We start from the raw sequence: 24,762 nt of genomic DNA on the forward strand, positions 1-24,762 counted from the left end.
TCATTTATTCAAAAAATCTAATTTATTCACATACTTAATGTTAGAAGCTACTGTTTATTATTTTATTAAATAAGGCAGTAGCTTGTGAAAAAACTCGTATCATACTTCGTTGATAATAGCTTCTTAGTAAATCTTTTAAGTGTCATGATGATTCTATTTGGAATTATTTCATTAAGTCATATGAAAAGAGATCTTATTTCTAATTGGGCATCCAAGAGGATTCAAATTACTGCAACTCTTGTTGGAGCAGGGCCATCACAAGTTGAAAAGTTTCTCACTTATCCAATTGAGCGTGCCATTAAAGGTAGTGCTGGAATCGATAAGATTTGGTCGAATTCACAACAAGGCTACATGAAAATAAACGTTAATGTAAAAGATGATTACGAAGATATCTCTGAGTTAGAATCAAGAATCAAAGATGCAATCGAAAATATACGTGGAGATCTTCCAAGTGAGACGGAAGATATTGTTGTACGCCACCTTAAACAGACTGAATCTTGGTTTAATTATTATGCAATTGAAAACTTTGATGAACAAAATGATACTCACCAAAAATGGATGCTTAAAATTAAGGAGCAGCTTGAAAGAGTAAATGGAGTCTCAAGAGTTGATAATTACAACGCTGAAAAGAATTTATATATCCAATTAAATGAAGAAAAACTTGCTCGTTATCGTCTTTCTCCTGCTGATATCTATAGAAAGATCAATGATACTTTTAGAATTTATCCACTTGGTTCAATTACTAAGGGAAGTGATACATATTCTGTAGAGATAGAAAATAACGAATATGATCTAGAGGCCCTAAATAATATTATTATTCGATCAAATAATTCTAGCCACACCCTTAGGCTAAAAGATATTGCTTCTCTTGAGTACAGACTACCAAAGAAGACGAGAGAGTATTATACAAATGGAAAGCGTTCAAGCAGCTTTAATATCTTCAAAGATACTGAAGCAGACTCTATTACACTTAAGAATGTATTAGAAAAAGAAGTTGCTCAAATTAATGAAAATGCTCCAGAAGGGCTACATGTCATTAGTGTAGAGGATGGCCCTGCATTTATTGAGAGACAAATTAATGCTCTTCAATCAAATGCATTTTTAGGAATTATCCTCGTTGTTATCACTCTCTTTTTATTCCTAGGATTAAAAACGTCTCTAATGACTTCTTTAGGAATGCCTTTAGCGTATTTCTTCACTTTTACAGTTCTTGATACTTTTGGAATTTCAATTGATCTAATTTCTGTCGTTGGTCTACTTCTTGTTATCGGAATTATTGTTGATGATGCAATTATTATTGCTGAACAATATATGCAAAACTTAGAAAAGGGCGCCTCTTCACGAGATGCTGCTATTGGAGCAGTACTTTCTACTTGGAAGCCTATTTGTGGAACAGTTGCAACGACACTTATCGCATTTACTCCTATCCTTGTAGGAAAAGATTCGATGTCAAATATCTTACTGGCCATTCCTGTCGTTGTGTTTGCAGCACTTCTTTTAAGTTTATTTGAAAGTTTCTTTATTCTTCCAAATCACTTACATCACTTTGTTTCAAAGGCCAATATTCATCATGAGTCTAGCGTTTTTCAACGCTTTAAAAGAGGATATGTGAAGCTACTAGAGTTCTCTTTAAAGTGGCGCTATATCGTTCTGGCTTCATTTGTGGTTATCATGATCGCTTCGATGATTTTTGCTAGTAAGAATATCAACTTTAACTTCAATCTAAGTATCTCTTCAGAGTCTGTAGAGTTTATTGGAGAGTTAAAAGAGACGAAGGGGCTTAAGGATACTTATAAGCAACTAGCTCCAGTCGAGAAGATCATGGAAGGTATTGATAAGGATAAATATAAGAATTATCAAATTACAGTAGGTCAGAATTATACAAATGGTAAAAAACAAGTTGGCCCGCAATACTTTAGTTACCGTTTATCTTTTTCTCAGCTAGATGATAATGTGGAAGCTAATAAGAAGGATGTCGAAGCCTATTTAAAAGATAAGCTTGATAAGCTTCAAAAGACAGGTGTCTTTAGCCGATTAGAAGTGAAGATAGCTAAGGGTGGAAATGATGAAAGTCGTGAAAACCTAGTTGAGGTAACAATTCGTTCACAAACTCCATTTAACGTGGAGAAAGTAACTGCTGATACAAAGAAGACAATTGAAGATCTAAAAATTGAGGGGATAAAGTCAGTCGATCTAGACGACTCTCTATTTAAAGATGCATGGATATTTACACCAAAGAAGAATGAAATCCAATCAAGGGGCCTAACTCTAGCTCAGGTTTCAAATCAACTAGTGCAATTCATTAATAAGAATGAGGTCTATGAGTATGCAGTAGGTAATCGTAAGATTAAATTCTACACATATGTAAAAGACGGTGATGAATTGAATTTTAAAGATCTTGGAAAACTACCGGTTGTTCTTTCTAATGGAAATATCATTAGAGCTTCTCAGCTTGGATCTTGGAAGAAGGAGAAGAGGCAGTCAGTGATTAAGCACTCAAATCTTATGAGAAGAGTTGTTGTTGATCTTCCTTTTGACAAAGAAGTGATTAAAAAAGAAGTCTTAATTAACAAAGTAAAACTTGTTACAGATGAGCTTTCAAAGAAATATCCTGATTTAACATTTAACGCTCAGGATGCAGATGAGCAGTCTCGTAAGAATAAGGCATCCATGGCCAAAAAGTTTGCTTTTGCACTACTTGGTATCTTCTTCATTTTAGCAATTGTTCTTAGAAGTATTATGCAACCGATCCTAATCTGTACTGCAATTCCATTTGGTGTAATTGGTGTTATCTGGGCATTCTACCTACAGGGATTAGATATTAGCTTAATGGCCATTATTGGAATTATCGGTATGGCCGGTGTTGTTGTAAACGATAGTCTTCTTCTTGTGGTAACGATAAATGAGAATCGTAAGGACTGGTTTAGCTTTCACCGCCCTGAGATTATTGATGGGGCAGCAAGCCGTCTAAGACCTATTATTCTAACTAGTATTACAACTCTAGGTGGTGTTTTCCCAATGGCCTATGCAATTGGTGGAGATGCTGGCTTCACTAAGAGTCTGGCCATGAGTATGGGATGGGGTCTACTCTTTGCGACGGTTCTAACTCTTGTCGTTTTACCGTGTATGCTTCTAGTGCAGAGAGACTTTATGGTTTTCTTTAGCCGTAAGATTCTAAGAAGAAGAGATTCTTATATGGATGATACGATTGAAGTTGAAGAGGATATTGTTCTCGTAAATCAAAATTTAGAGGAAGAAAGCGTTATTCATTAGAATAACTCTTTCTCCGCCTCGCGGGCCTTTTGTTCTTCGATACCTTTGATCATCTTCTCTCTTTTTAGAATACGATCAATTCGGTAGAGAATCGTCTTTTCAAGGATTCCATCAGATCTTACAACCCTCCAACCTTGAAGAAAGTCTTTTTCAATCATTTGGCGACGATAGATTGAGACTTTAGAAACCTCACTCTTTCCTCGATATCCTTTAATGACATTGATAACGAGTTTAAATTGAGCGGCCTTAACCATCTCTTTTGATCCAAATGCATCCGAGAAATTAACCTGACTCGTGTTATTTATCCAACGTGTCTTAATTGTCCCAGCTTCTTGGTTTTTTACTGAAATATCATATTGTTGCATAATTTCTAAGACGGCCTGCCAAGTCTGATTGAAATTGGCCTTATAGGTCTTAGCTGGCATTTCTGATTCTTCAACTAATTGTTCAAATTGTTCATATGAACTACAACTAAAAAGTAGGGTAAAGATGACGATTAATTTTAACATTTTCATATATTTATAATAACATAGTCATACACTCGATCGAGAATGAAAATTTGGTACACAATGAGGTTATAATGGACCATTTTAGTCAAATGAAGGAAGTATTGAAACTTGAAGCAGACTCAATAAACCGAGTTATCGGCTTATTAGATGAGCAAATGTGCAACAAGTTAACAAATGTTTTTGAGTTCCTTCACGCTAAAGGGGGCCAAATGGTTCTTTGTGGTGTTGGGAAGTCTGGCCTAATTGGTGAAAAGCTTTCTTCAACATTTAGCTCTCTGGGGCTGCGTTCAATTTTCCTTCACCCAACTGAGGCCCTTCACGGGGATCTTGGAAGAACAAGTGAGAATGATGCCATTATTTTCTTATCAAAGTCGGGAACAACTAGTGAGATCATGAAGCTTATGCCTTTTCTTCGCATTCACAAAGACCATAGAATTGCTCTTGTTGGAGACCTATCAAAAGCAATTGCAAAGGAATGTGGAATTGCATTTGATTGCTCTGTTGAAAGGGAAGCTTGTATAAATGACCTTGCTCCAACCACTTCTTCAACAGTTGCTCTTGCTATGGGAGATGCTATTGCAGTTGCCTATGAGAAATTTGTAGGGCTTTCAAAGGAAGGCTTTGCAATTAATCACCCTGGTGGAAAACTAGGTAAGTCATTAACGATGAAAGTTCGCGATCTCATGTGGCCATTGAAAGAAAGTCCTATTCTAACTTCAGAAAAGCTATTAAAAGATGCTGTTCTAGAGATGACTAATAAGCCTCTAGGTGCTCTTGCAGTAATGGATAATAACAAATTCAGTGGAATACTTGTTGAAGGTGATATTCGCCGATCTATTGCAAAAGAAGAGAATGCTCTTGAAAAACCACTTTCTGAAATCATGACAAAAGAGCCAAAGTATATCACTTCTAATGAGCTTGCAATGGATGCTTTAAAACTTATGGAGCAAAATAAAATTTACGTTCTACCAGTAATTACTGATGGTAAATTTGAAGGCTTCATCCGCATGCACGACCTTTTAAAAGAAGGCTTTTAGAATTTAAAGTCCATATTAGTTTGTTCGAAATTCTTAGTGCGAATTAACTCACTTCCGTCCTGGAGAATTACTGATGAGATTCCAGTATTCGTTGCGCGAATGATTGGAAGTCCAAATTCCACCGCACGCCACTTTGCAAGAAATAGGTGTTGTTCCTGTTCTGAGTAAGGCCCATACCATGAATCATTGGTTACATTAACAATGAAGTCGACTTTTTCTCCGCGCTCTTTTACTGCGTTTAAATACTTTGAGACATAACGAGGAAAGAGTACTTCATAGCAGATTAGGGAAATGAATCCCTTATCTTTCACTTTAAAATTTGTAAAAGATTTACCTTTAGCAAAAAGTGAAACATTAGTGAGGTATGGGGCCACATACTTATTTAATGGGCCAAATGGAAGACCTTCACCAAATGGAATAAGAACCTGTTTGTGGTAGGCTTGCTCAATATCGCCATCTTTTGATGCCAAGATTGTAGCATTGTATGTATTTTCTAAAACATCTGGCTTTGTAGATGCTAGATCATAAGTCCCAATAAAGTACTTTGAATTTGAATTTATAAAGAGCTCACTTAGTTCAGCATTCACTTTCTTATTTAGTTTTGTAAAAACAAATCTTGGATATGAAGTCTCAGGCCAAATGACTAAGTCCATTTTATCAATGCCGTCATTTAGACTCATCGACTTATAGATATTAACGACCTCTGAAGCGGCAAGACGAACTCCTTGCTCCGACTTAAGTTTTAGATCATTTCCTATATTTCCTTGAACAACACGAATATTAAGTTCATTGTTGAGCTCATTTTTAATCGGCCCCATAAGAAAATTGGCCGATAAGAGAACAAGGATGGCCACGGCCGCAAAGGATGGAAGACGCCTCTTTTTTGAAAAACTAAAAATAAGGTGTCCGATATAAAGAGTCAGAAAGCTATAAAAAGGCTGACCTAAATACTTTGCTGGTTTTAAATAAGGTGAAATCTTAAGCCAAGGATGGCCAAAGAGAGCAGGGAATTGCTGTGGTGTAAATATCTCAAGTATCACAAATACTAGGCAGTAGAAGATGCCACCGATTAAACTTTCCAGCTTAATACGATCTCTTAAAAAGTAGAAGATGATTAAGAAGAGATAGAATTGTGGTGCAATCACTAAAGAGAAGAGCTGCCATACTAGAAAGTTAAATGGAAAAAATAGTCCACCAAATTCATTTAAAGTGAACATTAACCAATAGTAGCCTGCTAAATTATAACCCCAACAAAATAAGAAGATATTGAGGAGATTGAATTTGAAGCGTCTTTCTTTATCTAGGCCATAGAAGATGATGGCCGCACTAATGAATATGGTTGGAAAAATTGTGAATTCACCAATAAAGGGAAAGTTTAAAGCATAAATAATTCCTGCAAGAACATGCAGTACGGGCAGAGCAAATTTGTGCTTAAGAATTCCAATCATACTCTATTGTTATATATGATTTAACATTTGCCAATACTAACCTTATGAAATTACAATATTCTTATGGATACAGAATTTCTAAACGACGTACAAAAACATCAACATCTCTTCAAGGACGAAGTACTTGCACAGGAAGTGCATCTTATAACTTGCCCTAAGTGCAATAGCGATAATATTAAAAATGATCGCTGCCAAATGTGTGATTATGATTTATCTTTTAATCCCCTTGGCTCACCTTTAGGGGAGAAGAGCTTTTACACTTTTCGTGAAAAGTACTGGCAAACTCTTAGTCCTCTAGAAATGGAGAACCCACAAATCTTTAAAGGTGATGTGAAGTTCAAGAAGTTTTTAGTAAAAGTACGTCGTCGCTATAATAATCTCTTAGACTATTTCTACAGTGAAGCATCAAAATCAGATGAACTGCGCCCTCTTTATCTTCAAGAACTCGCAGATATTGTCATTGAGATGATGAACTCTGGAGTTAGTGAGCAAGAGATTTGGCATCCATACGCTCAAAGAGGTATTGAAGAATTCTCTTTGTACGAGCGAATTAAGGCCGCAATAGGAGAGTCTAAAGACCAAAGTACTAAGGAGCAATACGAGAACTTCTTTAATTATAAAATGATGGGAGTTTTTAAGGTTTCTTATGTGCTTTATGGAATGCTTGTGGCGGTATTTTTGATTAGTATGACCCTTGCGCTTACGTCCTATTTTAGGGCCATCTAGTATTTGAAAATTATTTTCTGATAATTACTTTTGGAGTGTTTGCAACATCTCTTCTACTTGCTCTTGTTTTTGCAAGCTGACCGTTTGTTTTATCATTAAGCTTTGTTGCTAAATCAATTGCAGCTGTCGCATCTAGACGTCCTGAAGACTTAACCTTTCCATTAAAAGTAATCTCTTTCTTAGCAGTGATTGAGATGATCTTCTTAATTTGCTTAGCAGTAAGTCCTGGGTAGCCAGCTTTAAGCATTGCTGCAACACCTGAAACAAATGCAGTCGCTTGAGATGTTCCTGTTAGAAGACCATTTCTCTGAGTTGGAATAGCAGAGTTGATCTTATAACCTGGAGCCGATACATCAACAGTCTCAACACCCCAGTTAGAAGAGTTAAGGATTTGCATTGATTGGTTATGTGCAGTTACAGTAATAATATTTGAAAGCTTATAACTTGCTGGGTAGTAAGCAGACTTTGAATTATCAATATTCTCTTGCTCGTTACCAGCAGCAGCTACTACGATAATACCTTTTCTTTCGGCCTTTTTAAGAATTTCTAATTCTTCTAAATCTGGCTCTGGTCCACCACCTGAGTAGTTAATAATATCAACACCAAGATCAACAGCATAACGAAGGGCCTTGATCGTTGAATTTAAGTTGTCTTTCCCAGAAGCATTTCTGTTGTAATACTTAAGAGGAAGAATCTTAACGTTTGGAAAAACAGACTTGATAATACCTGAAACGTGAGTTCCGTGACGGTTCTTATCATATGGAGTCTTTACATTCTTTGCACCTTTAGAAAAATCTAATCCAAAGTTTGAAAGACCTGCTTGTCCTTTTGGTACATATAAGTTGTCTTTAAGGAATGGGTGAGTTGGATCAATTCCTGTATCGATAACAGCAACAACAACATCTTGTTTTGCTTGTAGCTTCTTCAGTGCACCTGGAAGATTAATAGAACCTTTATCAAAAGAGTTCTTTACACCCCAGCTTGAAAAACGTGAGTGAAGTACATCAGTTTTTGTCGTTGTGCTTTGATATTCTTTTTTGAAAACACGTGCTCTTAACTGATCAAGAGTTAGCTTCTTTCCAGAATCTTGTGCAAAAGTTGAAGATGCAACTAATGTTGAAATAAGTAGGAATGATTTTAGGTTTAATTTAAGTTTCAAGAGTGCTCCTTATGTCTAAACTCAAACTCACTATATATAATGCAGGCTTGATGCCAACACTAATATAGTGATTCTACCTACTTAAGTTGTTCACCTATAGTCAGTATGGATAGTTTATAGATAGGTGTCAAAATCTTATACACTTTTGTTTTAGTGGTGTCCTAAAAGAAGGCCAAAAAGCCACCGTGTTCATCGCTCTACTATAGTAAGTCACCGAAATTATTATACCAAAATTTGGCATCTCATGTGCTTATTTATGAACGTAGAAGAAGTTACCATGGAGGGTAGTTTAGTGAAAACAATATGGACATTATCAATTAGCATTTTCTTATTTGCTTACATTATGATTGTCGCGCCAATTAACAACACAGTGTCATCTCCCACTAGTCCAAAAGTGAATGAGATCATTAAAACCAATCAGAAAATCAAAAAGATATTGAGGAAGGATATTTCTAAATTTGTCTATATCAAGAAAGAGAAGTTTCATGTAGATGAAAGTATTGCTTTCTAAGATTAGGAGACAGGAAAAACAAAAGCCTGCGTATGCAGGCTTTTATTACTAACATTTGGAATATGTAAAAAGTCTTAACCGACTCTTCGCATGTGTTGTTCTTCACGCTCTCTTTCTTCAGCGTGAGTGATACATAATTCGGCCCATGGCTGGTTCTCAAGCCTTTTAGCACCGATTGGCTCATCACAGTCTTCACAGTGACCATAAGTCCCGTCTTCCACGCGATGAAGGGCCTCTTCAATTAAACGAAGCTTGTGCATAGCACGGGCTCTCATATTGAATGTAACCTGTTGATTAATAACTGCGTTGGCAACGTCTCCCTCATCAGGTAGGTCATCCGTTGACATCTTTAAATCTTCTGTACTCGTCAGAATACCACCGTTAAGAATTTCCGCCTTAGCCGCTAGTAGTTTCTTTTTGAAATGTTCCAATTTTTCAGCTTCCATTTAGTCCTCCTCCTTAACGAAGTAAAACAAGCAAAGATTTTCTAATTGCCTTCCTATTAATTTTACCCTTGATTTTATTTAGCTCAAAAGTAATTTTTATTATGGGCAATAGTTGCTTTAAATTTATATTAAATAGTTGCCTCAAAACCTCTGTCTTTTTCCTATAAAATCTAGTGAGACAAAAGCTTTGGCTGTCTATTGTAGGCTTACATCGTCATGCGGTGGGAATTATTTAGTAAATTTTCCTTAAGCTAATGAAATCGGTAAGTTCTGCCGGATAAAAAAAGAGGACGCTGAACGCGTCCTCGCTATTTCTGCCAATTTATCATGGCATCTTAATCATAAATTTCTTCTGTTATATACTCGCGGTCTAAGCGTACAGTGCCTACTGTAGCATCGTGAATAAAGTAGTCATCAAATGATGTCGTTCCAATATCGGCTAAGCTTGTTGCACCGTTATTTGTAAAGGCAGTTCCTTGAATATACTGGCCGCCATCAAAGAAGGCATAGGCATTACTAATTAGAGAATCTGTTGAAGCACCTAAATTCGCAAGATTTTCATCGTTTGTAATAGCACCAGGATTATCTCCGTTGACATCACCAATAAAGAGAACATTTTCATAAGAAGTGTATATCCCACTTGCAATGGAAGCACCAAAGAAGGCGCTTGATGAAGTTGAAGTCGTAACACTTTCACCAATAAATTTATTTCCTACTACTTCAACATTCTTAAATGGAAATGTTGTACTTGAAGGTAGGTAGATGTAACCGACGAGTCCAGCAGACTTACTAGCATCAATCGTATTATTTATGATACTTATGTTTTGAAAACGAGCAGCATCTTCTCCATTATCTGAATTAAAATATCCAATAAAAGGTGAGGCGCCCTTGCAATCACTTCCGCTCGGCATTGTTATATTTGTATTAGAAACAGAGAGATTGAAAAGTTGTGGGTCTCCATTTCCGTCCCATTGTCCAGATGTTGAAAGTTGCCCAATTAAAACTCCTGATCCGTTGTAAGTCATAGGAGAGCATTTAAAAGTAACATTTCCACCTTTTAAATTGAGGTTTTTAATTCTTCCGTAGCTAACATGAGGGAAGATTCCGTTATTAGGCATTAATGTTGATAAGACAGAGTAATCATTAGTGAAGTTTGAAATAGTATATCCATTTCCATCAAAGTCTCCCTCAAATGGTGTGTTTGTAGGTGATAATTGAAGGAAGTCTCCACCCATATCAATATTCGTTGTAAGTCGCCATGAGAACTTTGCGCCAATTGAAGTATTCACAAAACCAATATCCGACTTAGCTTTAATTAAGAAGGGGCTACTTTCAGATCCATTTATAATGGATCTCCCATTTGAGTCAAAGAGCATATATTTATTTAGAAATAGATCAAGTTTTGAATCTCCAGCTAGTGTGTAGAGAGGGTGATCGTTTAGTGATGCTGGAAATGGACTTGAACCAAAAGTTCCATATGTAAAAGCATACTGGTTTGTATTATCACCGTAGTAAGTAAGAGTTTCACTCAAAGGAGAAGTACTTGTGTATCCGGAAAAAAGAACTTCATCTAAATAAAAGTTTGTTGAAATATTTGCAGAAGTCAGATCGTTAATAAAACCGATAAAGTAGGGCCTTGAAGCTCCTGCTGTTTTTATATCTGAAATATCTGCATAAACACCTGTCGCAGAGAAGTTTAGTGCTGTTGTATTAAATAGGCCAACGATAGAGCCTGCTGCATTAACTGTTGAGTGACCTTTAACTGAGGAGATACTTCCTCTATTAGAAGAGGTGCTGATACTTAGAGATGAGCCTGCTGTTGAATTTAGGAGGCTTCCAACAATACCTCCAACTCCCTCATTCGAACTTGAACCTATAGCTCCTGTAATTTGTCCTCGGTTTGTTACAGTGGAAAGATATACATTGGTAAAGTTATCTATTGATAATCCTCCAATGATACCTCCTGCACTTCCATCTGCTAGTACTGTTGCATTATTTAAAGTTGTTTGGATACTTGCAGAATTGGTATTTGATTCAAAATAGAGATGACCTATAATTCCACCAGCATTTTTTAAATTCGTATTTATGTTTCCTGTTACTATTGAACCACGTATATATAATTCATCAGGATTAAAAACTTTTCCAACAAGTCCTCCTGCTCCTTGAATGGCCCCATATCCAAGATTACTTAAGATATTTGTATGAATATTATTATCATTTAAATGAAGTTTACCCATTGAATTTGCGGCCGTTGATTGATGTTGGCCAAGGAGTCCTCCAATTATTCGAGGAGGGCTTGAAGTAAAAGTATTTGTAATTGAATATTTGTTAGACCAAGTATCAATTGTCGTTTGGTTTTCAGAAAGGCCAATGAGACCACCAATTGATTGGTTTGCATTTGTAGAGTCGACTTCAATAAAGATATCGCCTTCAATACGATCAAATCTAAAGGTTCTATTTGTTGCTGTCTCTGTGTTTCCTGAAGTCGCCGCTCCAATCAGTCCACCAATATAATTAGCATTAGTTCCAGATAACCCGTTACATGTTAATTTGAAATTTGAGAATGTTATTTTTTCAAAGTCAACTTCTGCATAAACTTGAGACCCTGCTCCAGTATAGTAAACTTGGTTAAATAGAGCACCACAAGTATCACCTATACTTGTTCCATCGGGAATAAAAGATGGTGAAGAGTTTGTCATGTGGCCAGTAAGGTTGATGCTATAGAATTCTGAATCATACTTGAGCATTTTTGCAATAACAGGACCATCTGTAATAGAGCTAACATCAATATTTAAATGTTCTATACCTGCTGAATAGTCGAGAACATTACTTCCAAGTGAGAAAAATAAGCTCCCTGGAAGACCTTTGATATGTGGAATATTCGTTTCTGACATCCAAATATCTCCTTCAATATAACCTGAAAAGTGTGTTGAAGAAGCTGTTGTTGGTGGCGTTCCACCAAAGTCTATCGTTTGACCGATAATAAATTCTTTATCTGGATAATTTGCGATTTCATTGAATTGATTTACAGTACAAATGACATTTGAATTTTTTGTTATGGCCGCACCATTTGCAAAAGGTGCAGCAGTTAGTGCGCCAGGAAAATTACAAGAATTAATTCCTATCATAAAGTCTAATCCAGCATCACTTTTTTTGATTTTAAAATACTTATCATTAGGTATATCAGCAGGTCTTGGTGGACGTCGTGTAACGGAGTCTCCACCAACAGGACATCCAGGTAACCGATACGCAGTGACTTCTATTGGAGTTTTATATCCGGCCTCTCCTTGAACAATATCAGATATATCTGAAACTCTATATTGAAAATATTCTTCGTTTTCTGTTCCTGGAGCATAGACATCAACACATTCTGAAGTAAGAGAGAGTGCGTTGTTTAAGTTTCCGTCCGCATCAATACTTAGGTATTTAACTTTTAGAGACCTCGCAATACTTCCTGCTTCGCCACAACTATCTCTTTCTCCAAGTCCCGGTACTTTGACAACACCATGGCATGCTTCAATATTAAAATCGTTATTTGTTGTACCGTCATAGATATTGAGGTTTGTTAAACTTGCACAAGTAGCTTGTGTCATGTTTAGCTGCATTGGAGTTTCATTTTGATCAACGACAGAGGTTATTTGACTACAGTATCTAGTTCCCTTCATCTTTGTTGGAGTTGCTCCATCATGCCAACCAATGGCCTTGACATCGTATGTACCAAAAGGAAGTTCGATATCAATAGTTGAAGGAGATGTTGGGTCAAGTGCGAGTTGAAAACTTTGATTAGAATCGAGATTCTTTCCAATAATTAAAACTCCACCATCAAATGTGTTACTGAGATCTCCAACTAAGAAAGATGATTTTGAAATCGTCACAGTTGTATTAGATGCTTTCTTTGCACAAGATGTAAAAAGAAGAGTTGAAAGAAAAACTAATCCTAAAGCTTTAATGAATTTACGGTGCATACGTTCCCCAAAACATTACTATCCAATACTCTTATCGGTTAATTTAATTTTAATGTTAAGTAGTGAACGCTCTAAATATTATCTAATATTAGCTACTTGTAATTCGAACACTTCTCGAGTTTGGCATAATTATGGGCCAATTAAGGTACGAAATTATAGGGGAGTGTTTCAGTCGTGACATCACCACCACTTTCTAGATGGATGTTTACGTTACCAGTTGCCGAAGTCGTCACAGCAGAAGCATCTAGCTCAACTCGACAAGGAGAACCATTCGTACAGCTTGAAATAATTACGACAGGAACGACTGTTTCACCGGTATTACCAGTAATATCCACTCCTGTAATATTTAACTGAGAGTCGGCCATATTGGTAAGATCAATGAAATTACTAGTCTGATCAGTATTATTAAGACTTCCAAGTGTTCCTTGGGCCTGAGTATAATTAAGTCCCCAAATCGGATCAAAGCCAATAGTGAAAGACTTATTTTCAGAGTAATTGGTACTATTAACAGTGTAATTAGCAACGATATTAAATGTGATTTGACTTCCCATCGCAAAGTGTGGATAAGTCGTACCATCTAATATGATTTGGCCATTGGTAGAATCAAATGAAAAATAACCAGACTCTATCATAGTTGAGGCCGCAGGACATACTTGAGGTGTTGAGACACTTGTCGATGTGTAGTCACATGTATATGAAATGATACCGTCACCGTAATTATCGTCATTGTAAGGGCCATTAATATCAACGACTTCGTATAAATTTCTAACTATTGAATTAGTAGGTAGGCCTGTTATTGCAAATGGTGATAACGGCATTTTGTAGATAAACTTTGTTCCATCACTCCAGTGCCTCGGTAGTCCACTTGCAGCGTCTACTTCACCAATGCTGTTAATTGTGGTAACCGCATTGTTAAAGCCTTTAGAGCAATCCATCGTATTATCAACAGTGTCTTCATATCCTTCCATTCGAATCGGTAGGTGAAACCCACCTGTTAATCTAAATGGAAGTGTAATCCCTGTGGCAGCAAGATCAATATCTAATTTTGCATAGTCTGCCCCGTCGATCAAATTACTATTGGCAGCACTATAACATTCGTTCATTTCACTGGTGAATCGTGCTTGAGTTAGAATTGAATGCTTATCAATAGGTCCTTCATAGAAAGGTATTCCAAATTTAAGAGATAGATTAGTATTATTATATCTAAGGTAGTTACCAGAATCACAAGTTTCAGTTTCACAAATTGAAGCATACTTTACAGTTTGTAATCCATCGATAAATGCTCCACATGGATGTCCTGGATCGACAACTAAATTTGCGTCTGTATCAACTTGGCTAAGATTAAAATTAAGGGTGCTTTGATCTGGGAAAGAAACATTGTTCACAACTGAGCAGTAGAGATTTCCTTTCATCGTTTCACCTGGTGTGGCACCATCCCAACCAAGAATCATAATTTTCCAAATACCGTTATCAAATGTGTGATCAAAAGATGCTGAATTAAGTGGAACAGTATAGAGAAGAGGTGGCTTGTCGCTTGGTCCACCAACTGCGATCATTACAGCACCATTTTCAAATAGTCCTGCCACTTGTGAGAATGAGCCTTGTAGTTTTACTGCTACATTTGAAGTTTTAGCTCCACATGAAGTGAAGGCCAAAAGTAAGATCAAAATTAAAAAATTTAGATACTTTTTCATAGCTATGTCCCACAAATTAATACTAATATTCATCGTCTTAACTAATAATAAACTTTAGTTAGTCTATTTTAAAAAGTTACGTGATTTCAGTTCTTTATGTACTTGGGGAAGTCTAGTTATGCCAATATTTAGACGTATTTCACAAAAGACTTAGGACTTAGGACAAATGAGCCATCTTTTTCTTTTTCACGAATAAATTTTCGAAGCTCATCTTGGGCCTTATTAATTGCCGAGGCCGGCTTTGGTTGGTCGTACTTTTCAAGGAATTCTTCACGAACACCATCTGTTACTTCAGATAATAATTCGTTAATAAGCTCTTTTGAAGACATGCGAAGGGCACATGCCATTAGATCTAAACTAAATTCTAAGAAGAACTCGCGTTTCATATCAATTGTCATATAGCGAAGACGATCGATGTCTTCAACGGATTCATTGATATTGGCCGCAAGCTGTGGGTTTTTACTATAAATAACAGCAAGTTGCTTTTCATAGTCGTCTGGATTTAATCCGTTAAAAAATTTGGTATCAAATCCTTTAAGCTTATTTTGTCTCTTCTTAACTAGAGATCCAATAGAGTCATAGGTTACAGACTCAAGTGTTTGAGTAAATTCAAGTCCAATACGTAAGAGGTGATTTTGTAACCCTTCTCCTTTTACATGGTAGCGATTAACAGAGGCGACTTTTGCCTCATGCTTTGTTGGAAGTTCTTGGTCTGTGATTGATCGAATATAAATCTTTGTCCCAAGTTGGTACTTATCTTTCTTTTTAGCATCAATGACAAAGGCCAGTCCTCTAAGAGAGATATCGATAATAATATCATTAATAATCTCTTCACTATCTTCAAGAGTGTAAGAGATATTCTTATAGTCAGGGTACTTGTAATTGAAGCGCTCGACACTTCGACGATCTCGACAACGTATTTCACTTGGCGTTTTAAATGAGATACCACCATTTTCTAATTTAAAAATATCTTTTTTAAAAATTAAGTCACCAGCTGGATAGTGGAAGAAGATTGGTGATAAAGGCGCAATACGAGTGTAGAGAGGAGCTGTTTCAGCAGTAAGCTTAATTGAGCACTTCTCACTTGTTACACCTGTGAACTTTGCTTGATAATCTTCTCTGACATCGTCATTGCTTTGCCAGAAGTTGATTGTAACACCTTCTTCGTAAAGGGAAGTAAGCCTTTTTAAAATATAATCTTGATCAAATGATGACCATAACTTCATCTATACTTCCTTACTATTGTTTCTTATTTAAATCACGCCAGCTTCGCCCTTTTCTATTTGCGCGATTCTTTTGCCAGAAGTTTACGGCCTCTCGATGTTGCTTATACGTCTCAGAAAAAACGTGAGTTCCATCATTTTTAGAAACAAAGTATAGATAGCGATGAGTCTTTGGATTAAGTGCCGCTTTTAGGGCCGCATAACCTGGATTAGCAATTGGGCCAACAGGAAGGCCTGAGATTTTATAAGTATTATAAGGAGTTTTCTGTCTTAAGTGTTTCTTTCTAATATTTCCGTTATAGCTTTCCCAGATTCCATAAATCGTTGTTGGATCTGATTGAAGACGCATTCTCTTTTTTAGACGATTGTGGAAAACACCAGAAATTGTAGGTCTCTCAAACTTAGCACCAGTTTCTTTTTCTACCATCGATGCAAGAGTTACAATTTGATGCTTCGTTAAATTAACTTTTGAAAAGTCTAAGTCTTTAATCTTATCTTTAAAGTTACTATACATACTTTCAATAATTGCCTTTGGCTCCATCTTCTCATGAAATTGATAAGTATCAGGATATAGATAACCTTCCATGCGATTTGCAGGAATCCCAAATGCTTGTGTTAATTTCTTATCTTTTGCGGCCTTAATAAAAGCCTTTTCATCAACGATTTTTTCATCTGCTAAGACTTTGGCAATCTGAAAAAGGTTATATCCTTCAGGGATCGTGACTTTTACAGTTAAGCTTTTACCACTTATTAAAAGTTTTAGAAGTTCACTCATTGTAATCCCTTCTGGGATGACGTAGCGACCTGCTTTAAAGTCTGTTAGATGCCCTTCAAATTTCACGTAACGGTGAAATAGGCGAGGAGAATAGATCAATTTATCTTGGGCCAAACGGTAATTGATTGTACCAAATGTATCACCGCTATTTATTTGAAATTCTGTCTGTGGGCCAGAATATCCCCAATGATAAATATTGTAATAAGTGTGTGCCACTAAAAGTGTAATTGCGAACGCTGGTGCCAGCACCAAAAATATAAATAAATGTTTCTTTGTCATAACAATAGGATATCTCATTTTTGGACTTTGTGAAATTATCTTCTTTGAATTTTAACTACGGATAAAATCTTCAAGAATGATAACAGCACTGAGCTCATCAATTTTTGTTGGATCGTATTGAAAATTGAACTCTGGAGAATTTTCCATGCGCTCTTTGGCGGACTTAGTCGTAAGAGTTTCGTCTTGCTGATAGAATTTTATCGTAGGAAATTTCTCAACTAATGCGTTAAATAATGCCTTGTGCTCTTTCGTCTTATCACTTTCGTTACCATCGACGTAGTAGGGAATTCCCATGACAATAACTTCAACCACTAGGTCTTCAATGATAGCTTCAAGCTCTTTATAAAAGTGGGCCAAACCCTTGTTAATGATACGACCTGCTCCAATTGGAAATGGCTCTCGTCCGGGACAAAAGAAGCCAAGGCCAATAACTTTTTCTCCATAATCGATGGAAAGAATATTGAGGCCTTTTAGTTCATTAAATTTTGGATAGCTTGAAAATTCATTCATATTAGGTATTTATGCGCTTTTTGCTGCTTAAAGTCAACGCCAATGTTAGCTTGACTAGCAAGGGGTGACAGTTTATGATGAATTTATCTACTAAAATCATTACCAATGAAATTAATCTACATCGTCCATGTCTAAATGGGCCGACTTACTAGAGGCAATTCTAACTAATATTCAGATATTCAAATTCATATATTTTCAGGAGTAAAACTTTTTATGCATTTAAGTGAATTGAGAGAAAAGAAAATTGAGGACTTAAACAAGCTTGCCGAAAAAGCTAAAATTGAAAACTCGGCAGGTATGAAGAAGCATGAGCTAATCTTTGCTATTCTTAAGGCCCACGCAAAAGATAAACAAGAGATTTTCGGAAACGGTGTTTTAGAAATTCTTCCAGACGGATTCGGATTCTTAAGGTCTCCTGGATATAACTACCTACCAGGTGCCGATGATATTTACGTATCTCCAAGCCAGATTAGAAAATTCTCTCTTAAAAAAGGTGACTCTGTTGAGGGACAAATTCGTCCACCAAAAGATAATGAAAGATACTTTGCACTTCTTAAAGTAAGTACGATCAACGATCAAGATCCAAAAGCTCACAAGAAGACAGTTCTTTTCGATAACTTAACGCCTCTTTATCCTGAAAAGAAAATTAACCTTGAATATAATCCAACAAATTATTCAACTCGTATGATTGATATGTTTGTTCCTCAAGGTTTTGGACAACGTTGTCTAATCGTTGCTCCACCAAAAGCAGGTAAGACTCACTTACTTCAAGATGTTGCCAATGCAATTACTGAAAATCATCCGGAAGCCGTACTAATCGTTCTTCTAATTGATGAAAGACCAGAAGAAGTAACAGATATGAAGAGAAACGTTGATGCTGAGGTTGTATCAAGTACATTTGATGAACCAGCAAATCGTCACGTACAAGTTGCTGAGATGGTTCTTGAGAAATCAAAGCGTCTAACAGAAGCTGGAAAAGACGTTGTTATTCTACTCGATTCAATTACTCGTCTTGCCCGTGCATATAATACAGTTGTTCCACCATCTGGAAAGATTCTTTCTGGTGGGGTTGACTCAAATGCTCTACACAGACCAAAGAGATTCTTCGGTGCTGCTAGAAATATTGAAAACGGTGGATCACTTACAATCATTGCTACTGCACTTGTTGATACAGGTTCAAGAATGGATGAAGTTATCTTTGAGGAATTCAAAGGTACTGGTAACTCTGAAATTCAACTTGATAGAAAGCTTCTTGAAAAGCGTATCTTCCCAGCTCTTGATATCAATAGATCATCGACTCGTAAGGAAGACCTTCTTATGGAGCCACTAGATCTTCAAAGAACATATGTTCTAAGAAAAGTACTTCACCCAATGAGTACAATTGATGCAATGGAGTTCATGCTTCAGAGACTGACGAAGACTAAGACAAATAACGAATTCATGGAGTCTATGAATAGTTAATTGAAGTAAAAAGGATTTTAAATGAGTATGTTTGATAAGCTTGATTCAGTAGTACAACGTTTCGAAGTACTAACTGAAAAAATGGCAGACCCTACATTATATGAAAGACAAACTGAATTTAAGCAAATCTCTGAAGAGAGATCAAACTTAGAGGACGTTGTTGTTGCTTATAAGAAATATAAGCAAATAAAAGAGGATATTGCCGAAGCAAAAGAGATGCTTAAGGAAAGTGATCCTGATATGAAAGAGATGGCAAAAGAAGTTCTCGATGAGAACGAGCCATTGATTCCAGATTTAGAGGAGGAGTTAAAACTTCTTCTACTTCCAAAAGATCCTTTAGATAATAAAAACTGTATGGTTGAGATTCGTGCCGGTGCCGGAGGGGACGAGGCCTCGATTTTCTCAGCTGACGTTTTAAGAATGTACCAAAACTATGCTCGTGCACTTGGATGGAAAGTTGAAATCGAATCACTTTCTGAAAATGACGAAGGGATTAAAGAAGTTATCTTCTCAATCTCAGGAGAGAAAGTTTACTCAAAAATGAAATATGAATCAGGGGTTCACAGAGTTCAACGTGTTCCAAAGACTGAATCACAAGGTCGCGTTCACACATCAACTATCACAGTTGCAGTAATGCCTGAAACAGATGATCTTGAGTGGGAACTTGATATGAATGATGTTCGTGTTGAAGTTATGCGTGCATCTGGTTCAGGTGGACAGCACGTTAACACAACAGATTCAGCGGTTCGTATGACTCACATTCCGACAGGAATTGCGGTTTATAACCAAGATCAAAAGTCACAACTTAAGAATAAAGAGAAGGCAAAGAAGATTCTTGCCGCTCGTATCTTCGATAAGATGCTTCAAGAGAAGAATGCTGAAGAAGCTGCGGAAAGAAAGGGACTAATTGGAACGGGAGATCGTTCTGAGAGAATTAGAACTTATAACTTTCCACAAGGGCGTCTAACAGATCACCGTATTGGTCTAACACTTTATTCTCTTGATAAGATTATTGAAGGAGATCTTGCTCCTGTTATTGATGCACTTATTGCTCATAATCAAGCAGAACTTCTTAAAGGCCAAGAGGAATAAAGGAGAGTTGTGTGAGCTTCACCACTCTCGGCGACTACATCAGCTCTTTCTATAATGAGAATAAGCAATTCTTAGAGGCGAACTACCCTGGAATAAGCTTAGGAAGGTTAAAGCTAGAGCTGAAAAACTTTTGTCGTATTCTCGATTCACAATTTGATGACATCTACATTTCTGAAAATAAGGGTGTCATTGAAGAATTTCTAAAAAAAGTTAAGCAAGGAATCCCCCTCGAATATATTAGCAATCGATCATTCTTCTATCGCTCCTCATTCTACATAAATGAAAGTGTTCTCATTCCACGCAGTGAAACTGAGATCATGGTGGAGTGGACGGCCGATTACATTAGAAAGAATAGATTAGATCATATAAAGATTGCGGATATTGGTACGGGAAGTGGTGCCATCGCGCTAAGTCTTGCAGGGGAGATTGGTGAAATTGATGCCGAGATCATTGCAAGTGATATTAGTGAGAAGGCTTTGGATGTTGCTCGTGCAAATAAATTCTTTCATCGCTACCGTTATCCAAAAACAGTAAAATTAAAATTTCAACAATCAGATCGTATGGAAAATATTCCAGGAGATCTGGATATCATTATTACGAACCCTCCTTATATCAAAGAAAATGCTGACTTAAGTGAAGTACATGGACAAGTTCATTCATTTGAACCTCACTTGGCCCTTTACTTAAAAGATCAGGATTACGATAATTGGTTTAAAACTTTCTTTGATCAGGCACAGAAAAAGCTTAAAAATGGCGGGCTGTTCATTATGGAAGGTAGTGAATTGCATCTGGAAAGATTAAAAGATATCTTAGGGGAATATAACTTTGGCGAACTTGAGTTAATCAAGGACTATACTGATCGCTATCGTTTTTTAAAAGGAAGAAAGAATGGATAAAATCATAGTTAAAGGCCCAGCGAGACTGTCTGGAGAGGTTGAGATATCTCCTGCTAAGAATGCATACCTACCAATTTTAGCGGCAATTCTTTTAACGGATAAGAAAGTGACTCTCACAAATCTTCCAAAGCTTCGTGACATTAATACAATGCTTAAGCTTCTTGAGATGATGGGAGTTGAATGTAATAGAGATGGTAAGAATGTTACTTTTGATGCTTCTTCACTAAGCTCACATGAGGCCACTTATGAGCTCGTAAAAACAATGCGTGCTTCTATCTTTGTTCTAGGTCCTCTTCTTTCACGCCTTGGAAAGGCAAAGGTTTCTCTTCCAGGTGGTTGTGCTATTGGGACACGTCCTATTGATATTCACTTAGACAATCTTGAGAAGATGAATGTGAAGATCGAAATGAAAAATGGTTTTGTCTTTGCTGAAACTGATCATCTAACAGGTGCACTTGTTAAGTTAAAATTCCCATCAGTAGGTGCCACTGAGAATCTTATGATGGCCGGTGTTTTTGCTGACGGACAAACTATTATTGAAAACGCAGCAATGGAGCCAGAGATTGATGATCTGGCAAATTTCCTAAACTCTCTAGGTGCAAAAGTCTCTGGGATTGGAACGTCTCGCCTTGTTATTGATGGAGTGAAGGAATTAAACGGCGGAACTTATCAAGCAATAGGTGACCGTATTGAAGCGGCAACTTATATTATTGGTGGATTAATGACTAAGTCTGAGATGACTGTAAAAAACTTTAATCCAAAACACCTTTTTAATGTTCTTGAAAACCTTCAGGGGATGGGAGCTAAGTTAGAAATTGGTGACAACTACGTTAAGACATATCCTTCATCTCTAAAAGGATCAAAAGTTATAACTGAGCCATTTCCAGGTTTCCCAACAGATGTACAAGCACAGATGGTTGCTCTTCTAACTGTTGTTGAAGGGAACTCTCTTGTGACTGAAAATATTTTTGAAAACCGTTTCATGCACGTACCTGAGTTAACACGTCTTGGTGCAAGTATTGAGCAATTGGGAAGTTCGGTCTTTATTGAAGGTGGACGTCCTCTAACGGCAGCTCCTGTGATGTGTACAGATCTAAGAGCATCAGCTGCTCTTGTTCTTGCTGCTCTTTGTGCTTATGGTGAAACGAAGATTGATCGCGTCTACCACCTACAACGTGGTTATGAAGATTTACCAGAGAAGCTTCAAAAACTCGGGGCCCATGTCGAATTAGTAAACGAATAGGGAGATAGTTATGGATGATTGCTTATTTTGTAAAATTCTAAAAGGTGAAATACCTTCTGATAAAGTATTTGAAAATGATCACGTTATTGGATTTAAAGATATTCAACCTCTTGCAAAAGAGCATTATCTCTTCATCCATCGCAACCACTCTAAGAATGTAAATGAGATGAGTCGCGATGATATGGCCCAGGTATTTGATGCTATTAAAGAGTTTACTCAATCAAATGAGCTCGAAAACAATGGCTTTCGAGTCGTTTCAAATATTAATCAACACGGTTGCCAGAGTGTCTTTCATACGCATTTTCATGTACTTGGCGGGGAACAGCTTAAAGGCTTTGGTTCATAGTATTTCAAGTTTAAAAAATATCATTTCAATTTAGAAAAAAAGACTCCTTTGAGAAAAATGTCGCTAAAACGGCCATAAATCAAAGGAGTTTTATATGCGTCTACTATTATTAATAGCACTTATTTCACTAGTATCTTGTGGTAATGAAAATCAAACAAAAGAAGAGAAGTTAACTTATCAGCGTCAAAGCCTTGCTGAGTCGAGTATTCAATGCGTGGGTATTAAGACTGATATTATTGAAGAAAAAATCACATGTCCTACATCTCTAATTAATGAAGAAGCACAATTTCTATTTTCTATTGATGAAGAATTAATTGAGCAAGATAAGTTAAAAAGACATGCTGTTGTTGAGCTAGAAGTTGTAACTCAAAGGCCAATTCAAGCGTATTTTTATCTCGTTTCTAAGTATGGCAAGAGGCTTTCTGAAGATATGCTTTACAATGGTTTCAATTCTATTAAATTTAAGGAACTTAGAATTGGAGACTTTAGTGCACACGACGTTTACCTAAAGATCTCAAACTATCACACAGGAGGAACTCCTGTGGCCGTTGCAAGAATTGAAGATAAGGGATGTGACACCGGACTCTTTAACGTAGAAGATATTAACCTTGATGATCTTCGTGGCCAATGCCCAAATTTAAAATTTATTCCAAACTTTAAAGCAGAAGTTGAATCTCCAAAATTCTATGAAGGTACTAAGAAGTTTCCTAAGATGAAGCGAGTAGATTACAAAGTATATCAAATAACATCAAAGTATCGTTTGTTTGATCACATGACGACTCAACAGGTTCCTGTTGAAAAGCTGTACGAACTTAATAAAACAGAGTTTGGATTTGAGCTTGAGCAAATTGAAGATCGTTTATGTTTCACTGAAGGATTTTATGATCATAAAGTTTATGAAGAAAAGGGAATCTATCTTCCTTTTGGAACGGTTTATGAGAAGGTAAATCGAGGCCTTCAAAATAGTGAAGTAAATAAGCTTTGTAAAAACTGTGGCCTAGGAGTAAATGATCGATTTTTTAGCATGTCTGAAAACCTTGGTGTGAAGAAGTGTTATCCCGTTGAACCAAAATTAGTAGGAACAATCCTAATTAAGGAATAAGGAGAGAGTAATGAAAAAGTTATTAGTATTGGCAACAGTTTTATTTGTATCTTGTAACTCATCAGACAAGGAGAAAATAAATAAAAGTTTTAAATTAGCTTCAAATGAAATGCGATCAACATTCTCGATTGAATGTGAGAATTTCAGAACTAACTTGGTCTCTAGTGAGAATAAAGTAACTTGTGAAGAAAGTGGCTCAACTAATAGACCAATGTATTTAAGAAACATTAACTCTCAAAAGAGTCTTTCTCTTTATGATCTTACAAACGAAAATGAGATTGAACTAGAAGTTTCATTAGATGAGAATGTAGTTGAAGCGACTTTTATTCTTGTCTCAAAAAATGGTAAAGAGTTATCAAATCAAGCTTACTATCATCAAAATGACAGAAAAATCTTCTTCTATGAAGTAGAAGAGGATGCATTCATTAATCATAAAGTACATCTTAAGACGTTAAGATTAAGGCTTAAGAATGACGAGATAGTAACTTATAATAATGAAGTTGATAATGGATGTATAACTGGAAAAATTAGTTTGGATGAATTTAAAAGCCTTGTACAACCAGAGCAATGCAAGGGGCTTAAATCACAGACTATTTATACTGGTGCAGTTGTTAAAAGGCCCATTTTTCACGATATAAAAGTATCCGACGTTGGATACCGAAAAGTACCTCAGATAATTATCTCTAAGCCTGTACCTCGAAATTGGAAACCATATCGTGTAATCGAAGTACAACATCAATATACAGTAAGATATTTTGACTACTTTGAGGAGTCAGTTGAGAAATTTAACGATTTTTTTACGCGTGACGATTTTGGAAATTTAGAAATTACAAAGTCTAAGGATTGCTTAGTTACAGGAGTCGTTGAGTATAGAGACTGGAATCTTAGAACTCGAAGATGGGATGTATTAAATGATGAAACTGTTTACAAACATGTATATGGTGAAATCCAAATTCAGGGAGAAGTCTTAGATGCTGTTGAGGATTATAAGAGACAAGAGTGTTTTGATTTAAAACCAAAACCTGTCGGTTATGTGTTAATTCAAGAATAAAAAAAGCCTCCATTTC

The 24,762-nt window shown here is 36.4% G+C and carries 20 protein-coding genes; 11 read left to right on the top strand and 9 right to left on the bottom strand.

The window, feature by feature from the left end; all coding sequences use genetic code 11:
• Positions 1-84: 84 nt before the first annotated feature.
• Positions 85-3,273 carry an efflux RND transporter permease subunit gene (locus ACMAZI_RS11870; protein ID WP_120404232.1) on the top strand — a complete coding sequence of 1,063 codons (3,189 nt, stop codon included), beginning with the start codon at positions 85-87 and terminating at the stop codon, positions 3,271-3,273.
• Here ACMAZI_RS11870 and ACMAZI_RS11875 read toward each other — a convergent pair.
• Positions 3,270-3,788, bottom strand: coding sequence for a hypothetical protein (locus tag ACMAZI_RS11875; protein WP_133296929.1), 519 nt, complete (start codon positions 3,786-3,788; stop codon positions 3,270-3,272). The genes ACMAZI_RS11870 and ACMAZI_RS11875 overlap by 4 nt on opposite strands.
• 65 nt (positions 3,789-3,853) lie before the next feature.
• Here ACMAZI_RS11875 and ACMAZI_RS11880 point away from each other — a divergent pair, with 65 nt between their 5' ends.
• Positions 3,854-4,819 carry a KpsF/GutQ family sugar-phosphate isomerase gene (locus ACMAZI_RS11880; protein ID WP_115361540.1) on the top strand — a complete coding sequence of 322 codons (966 nt, stop codon included), beginning with the start codon at positions 3,854-3,856 and terminating at the stop codon, positions 4,817-4,819.
• Here the strand turns inward: ACMAZI_RS11880 and lnt are convergent.
• Positions 4,816-6,267: an apolipoprotein N-acyltransferase gene (lnt, locus tag ACMAZI_RS11885; protein WP_115361538.1), complete on the bottom strand. Its 1,452-nt coding sequence runs from the start codon at positions 6,265-6,267 to the stop codon at positions 4,816-4,818. The two genes, ACMAZI_RS11880 and lnt, sit on opposite strands and share 4 nt — an antisense overlap.
• A gap of 63 nt (positions 6,268-6,330) precedes the next feature.
• Between lnt and ACMAZI_RS11890 the strand changes: the two genes are divergently transcribed.
• Complete coding sequence (locus ACMAZI_RS11890; RefSeq protein WP_115361536.1) at positions 6,331-6,993, top strand: hypothetical protein; 663 nt, start codon at positions 6,331-6,333, stop codon at positions 6,991-6,993.
• Between the two features lie 10 nt (positions 6,994-7,003).
• Here ACMAZI_RS11890 and ACMAZI_RS11895 read toward each other — a convergent pair whose 3' ends face one another.
• On the bottom strand, positions 7,004-8,152 hold the full coding sequence (locus tag ACMAZI_RS11895) for a S8 family serine peptidase (RefSeq protein WP_115361534.1): 1,149 nt from the start codon (positions 8,150-8,152) through the stop codon (positions 7,004-7,006).
• A 292-nt stretch (positions 8,153-8,444) separates the two neighbouring features.
• Between ACMAZI_RS11895 and ACMAZI_RS11900 the strand changes: the two genes are divergently transcribed.
• Positions 8,445-8,663 carry a hypothetical protein gene (locus ACMAZI_RS11900; protein ID WP_133296928.1) on the top strand — a complete coding sequence of 73 codons (219 nt, stop codon included), beginning with the start codon at positions 8,445-8,447 and terminating at the stop codon, positions 8,661-8,663.
• A gap of 74 nt (positions 8,664-8,737) precedes the next feature.
• On the opposite strand, the gene ACMAZI_RS11905 is transcribed toward ACMAZI_RS11900, so the two are convergent.
• The 6 genes from ACMAZI_RS11905 to ruvX form a co-directional block, all read right to left on the bottom strand.
• Positions 8,738-9,109, bottom strand: coding sequence for a TraR/DksA family transcriptional regulator (locus ACMAZI_RS11905; RefSeq protein ID WP_115361530.1), 372 nt, complete (start codon positions 9,107-9,109; stop codon positions 8,738-8,740).
• Between the two features lie 335 nt (positions 9,110-9,444).
• Positions 9,445-13,074, bottom strand: a complete 3,630-nt coding sequence (locus tag ACMAZI_RS11910) for a hypothetical protein (RefSeq protein ID WP_120404233.1) — start codon at positions 13,072-13,074, stop codon at positions 9,445-9,447.
• Between the two features lie 140 nt (positions 13,075-13,214).
• Positions 13,215-14,768 (bottom strand): hypothetical protein, encoded by a 1,554-nt coding sequence (locus ACMAZI_RS11915; RefSeq protein WP_115361526.1) that lies wholly within the window; start codon positions 14,766-14,768, stop codon positions 13,215-13,217.
• Between the two features lie 128 nt (positions 14,769-14,896).
• Positions 14,897-15,994 carry a FliG C-terminal domain-containing protein gene (locus ACMAZI_RS11920; RefSeq protein WP_115361524.1) on the bottom strand — a complete coding sequence of 366 codons (1,098 nt, stop codon included), beginning with the start codon at positions 15,992-15,994 and terminating at the stop codon, positions 14,897-14,899.
• 13 nt (positions 15,995-16,007) lie between these two features.
• Complete coding sequence (gene mltG, locus ACMAZI_RS11925; protein ID WP_115361521.1) at positions 16,008-17,063, bottom strand: endolytic transglycosylase MltG; 1,056 nt, start codon at positions 17,061-17,063, stop codon at positions 16,008-16,010.
• A 33-nt stretch (positions 17,064-17,096) separates the two neighbouring features.
• Complete coding sequence (gene ruvX / locus ACMAZI_RS11930; protein WP_115361519.1) at positions 17,097-17,555, bottom strand: Holliday junction resolvase RuvX; 459 nt, start codon at positions 17,553-17,555, stop codon at positions 17,097-17,099.
• Between the two features lie 213 nt (positions 17,556-17,768).
• On the opposite strand from ruvX, the gene rho reads away from it, so the two are divergent.
• From rho to ACMAZI_RS11965, 7 genes are all read left to right on the top strand, one after another.
• Positions 17,769-19,016: a transcription termination factor Rho gene (gene rho, locus ACMAZI_RS11935; protein WP_115361517.1), complete on the top strand. Its 1,248-nt coding sequence runs from the start codon at positions 17,769-17,771 to the stop codon at positions 19,014-19,016.
• A 27-nt stretch (positions 19,017-19,043) separates the two neighbouring features.
• Complete coding sequence (gene prfA, locus ACMAZI_RS11940) at positions 19,044-20,108, top strand: peptide chain release factor 1 (protein WP_115362293.1); 1,065 nt, start codon at positions 19,044-19,046, stop codon at positions 20,106-20,108.
• 11 nt (positions 20,109-20,119) lie between these two features.
• Positions 20,120-21,004, top strand: coding sequence for a N5-glutamine methyltransferase family protein (locus ACMAZI_RS11945; protein WP_412474141.1), 885 nt, complete (start codon positions 20,120-20,122; stop codon positions 21,002-21,004).
• Positions 20,997-22,247, top strand: a complete 1,251-nt coding sequence (murA, locus tag ACMAZI_RS11950; RefSeq protein ID WP_115361513.1) for a UDP-N-acetylglucosamine 1-carboxyvinyltransferase — start codon at positions 20,997-20,999, stop codon at positions 22,245-22,247. Before ACMAZI_RS11945 ends, murA begins: the two co-directional genes overlap by 8 nt.
• A gap of 10 nt (positions 22,248-22,257) precedes the next feature.
• A complete protein-coding gene (locus tag ACMAZI_RS11955; protein ID WP_115361510.1) occupies positions 22,258-22,593 on the top strand; it encodes an HIT domain-containing protein in 336 nt (111 codons plus the stop codon).
• Between the two features lie 94 nt (positions 22,594-22,687).
• Positions 22,688-23,695 carry a hypothetical protein gene (locus tag ACMAZI_RS11960; protein WP_115361508.1) on the top strand — a complete coding sequence of 336 codons (1,008 nt, stop codon included), beginning with the start codon at positions 22,688-22,690 and terminating at the stop codon, positions 23,693-23,695.
• Positions 23,696-23,705: 10 nt separating this feature from the next.
• The gene (locus ACMAZI_RS11965) at positions 23,706-24,746 is read left to right on the top strand and encodes a hypothetical protein (protein ID WP_412474142.1); all 1,041 of its coding nucleotides are present in this window, start codon (positions 23,706-23,708) and stop codon (positions 24,744-24,746) included.
• The last annotated feature ends 16 nt before the right edge of the window (positions 24,747-24,762 follow it).

Source organism: Halobacteriovorax sp. YZS-3-1, assembly GCF_047084945.1.
Taxonomy (GTDB): domain Bacteria; phylum Bdellovibrionota; class Bacteriovoracia; order Bacteriovoracales; family Bacteriovoracaceae; genus Halobacteriovorax_A; species Halobacteriovorax_A vibrionivorans.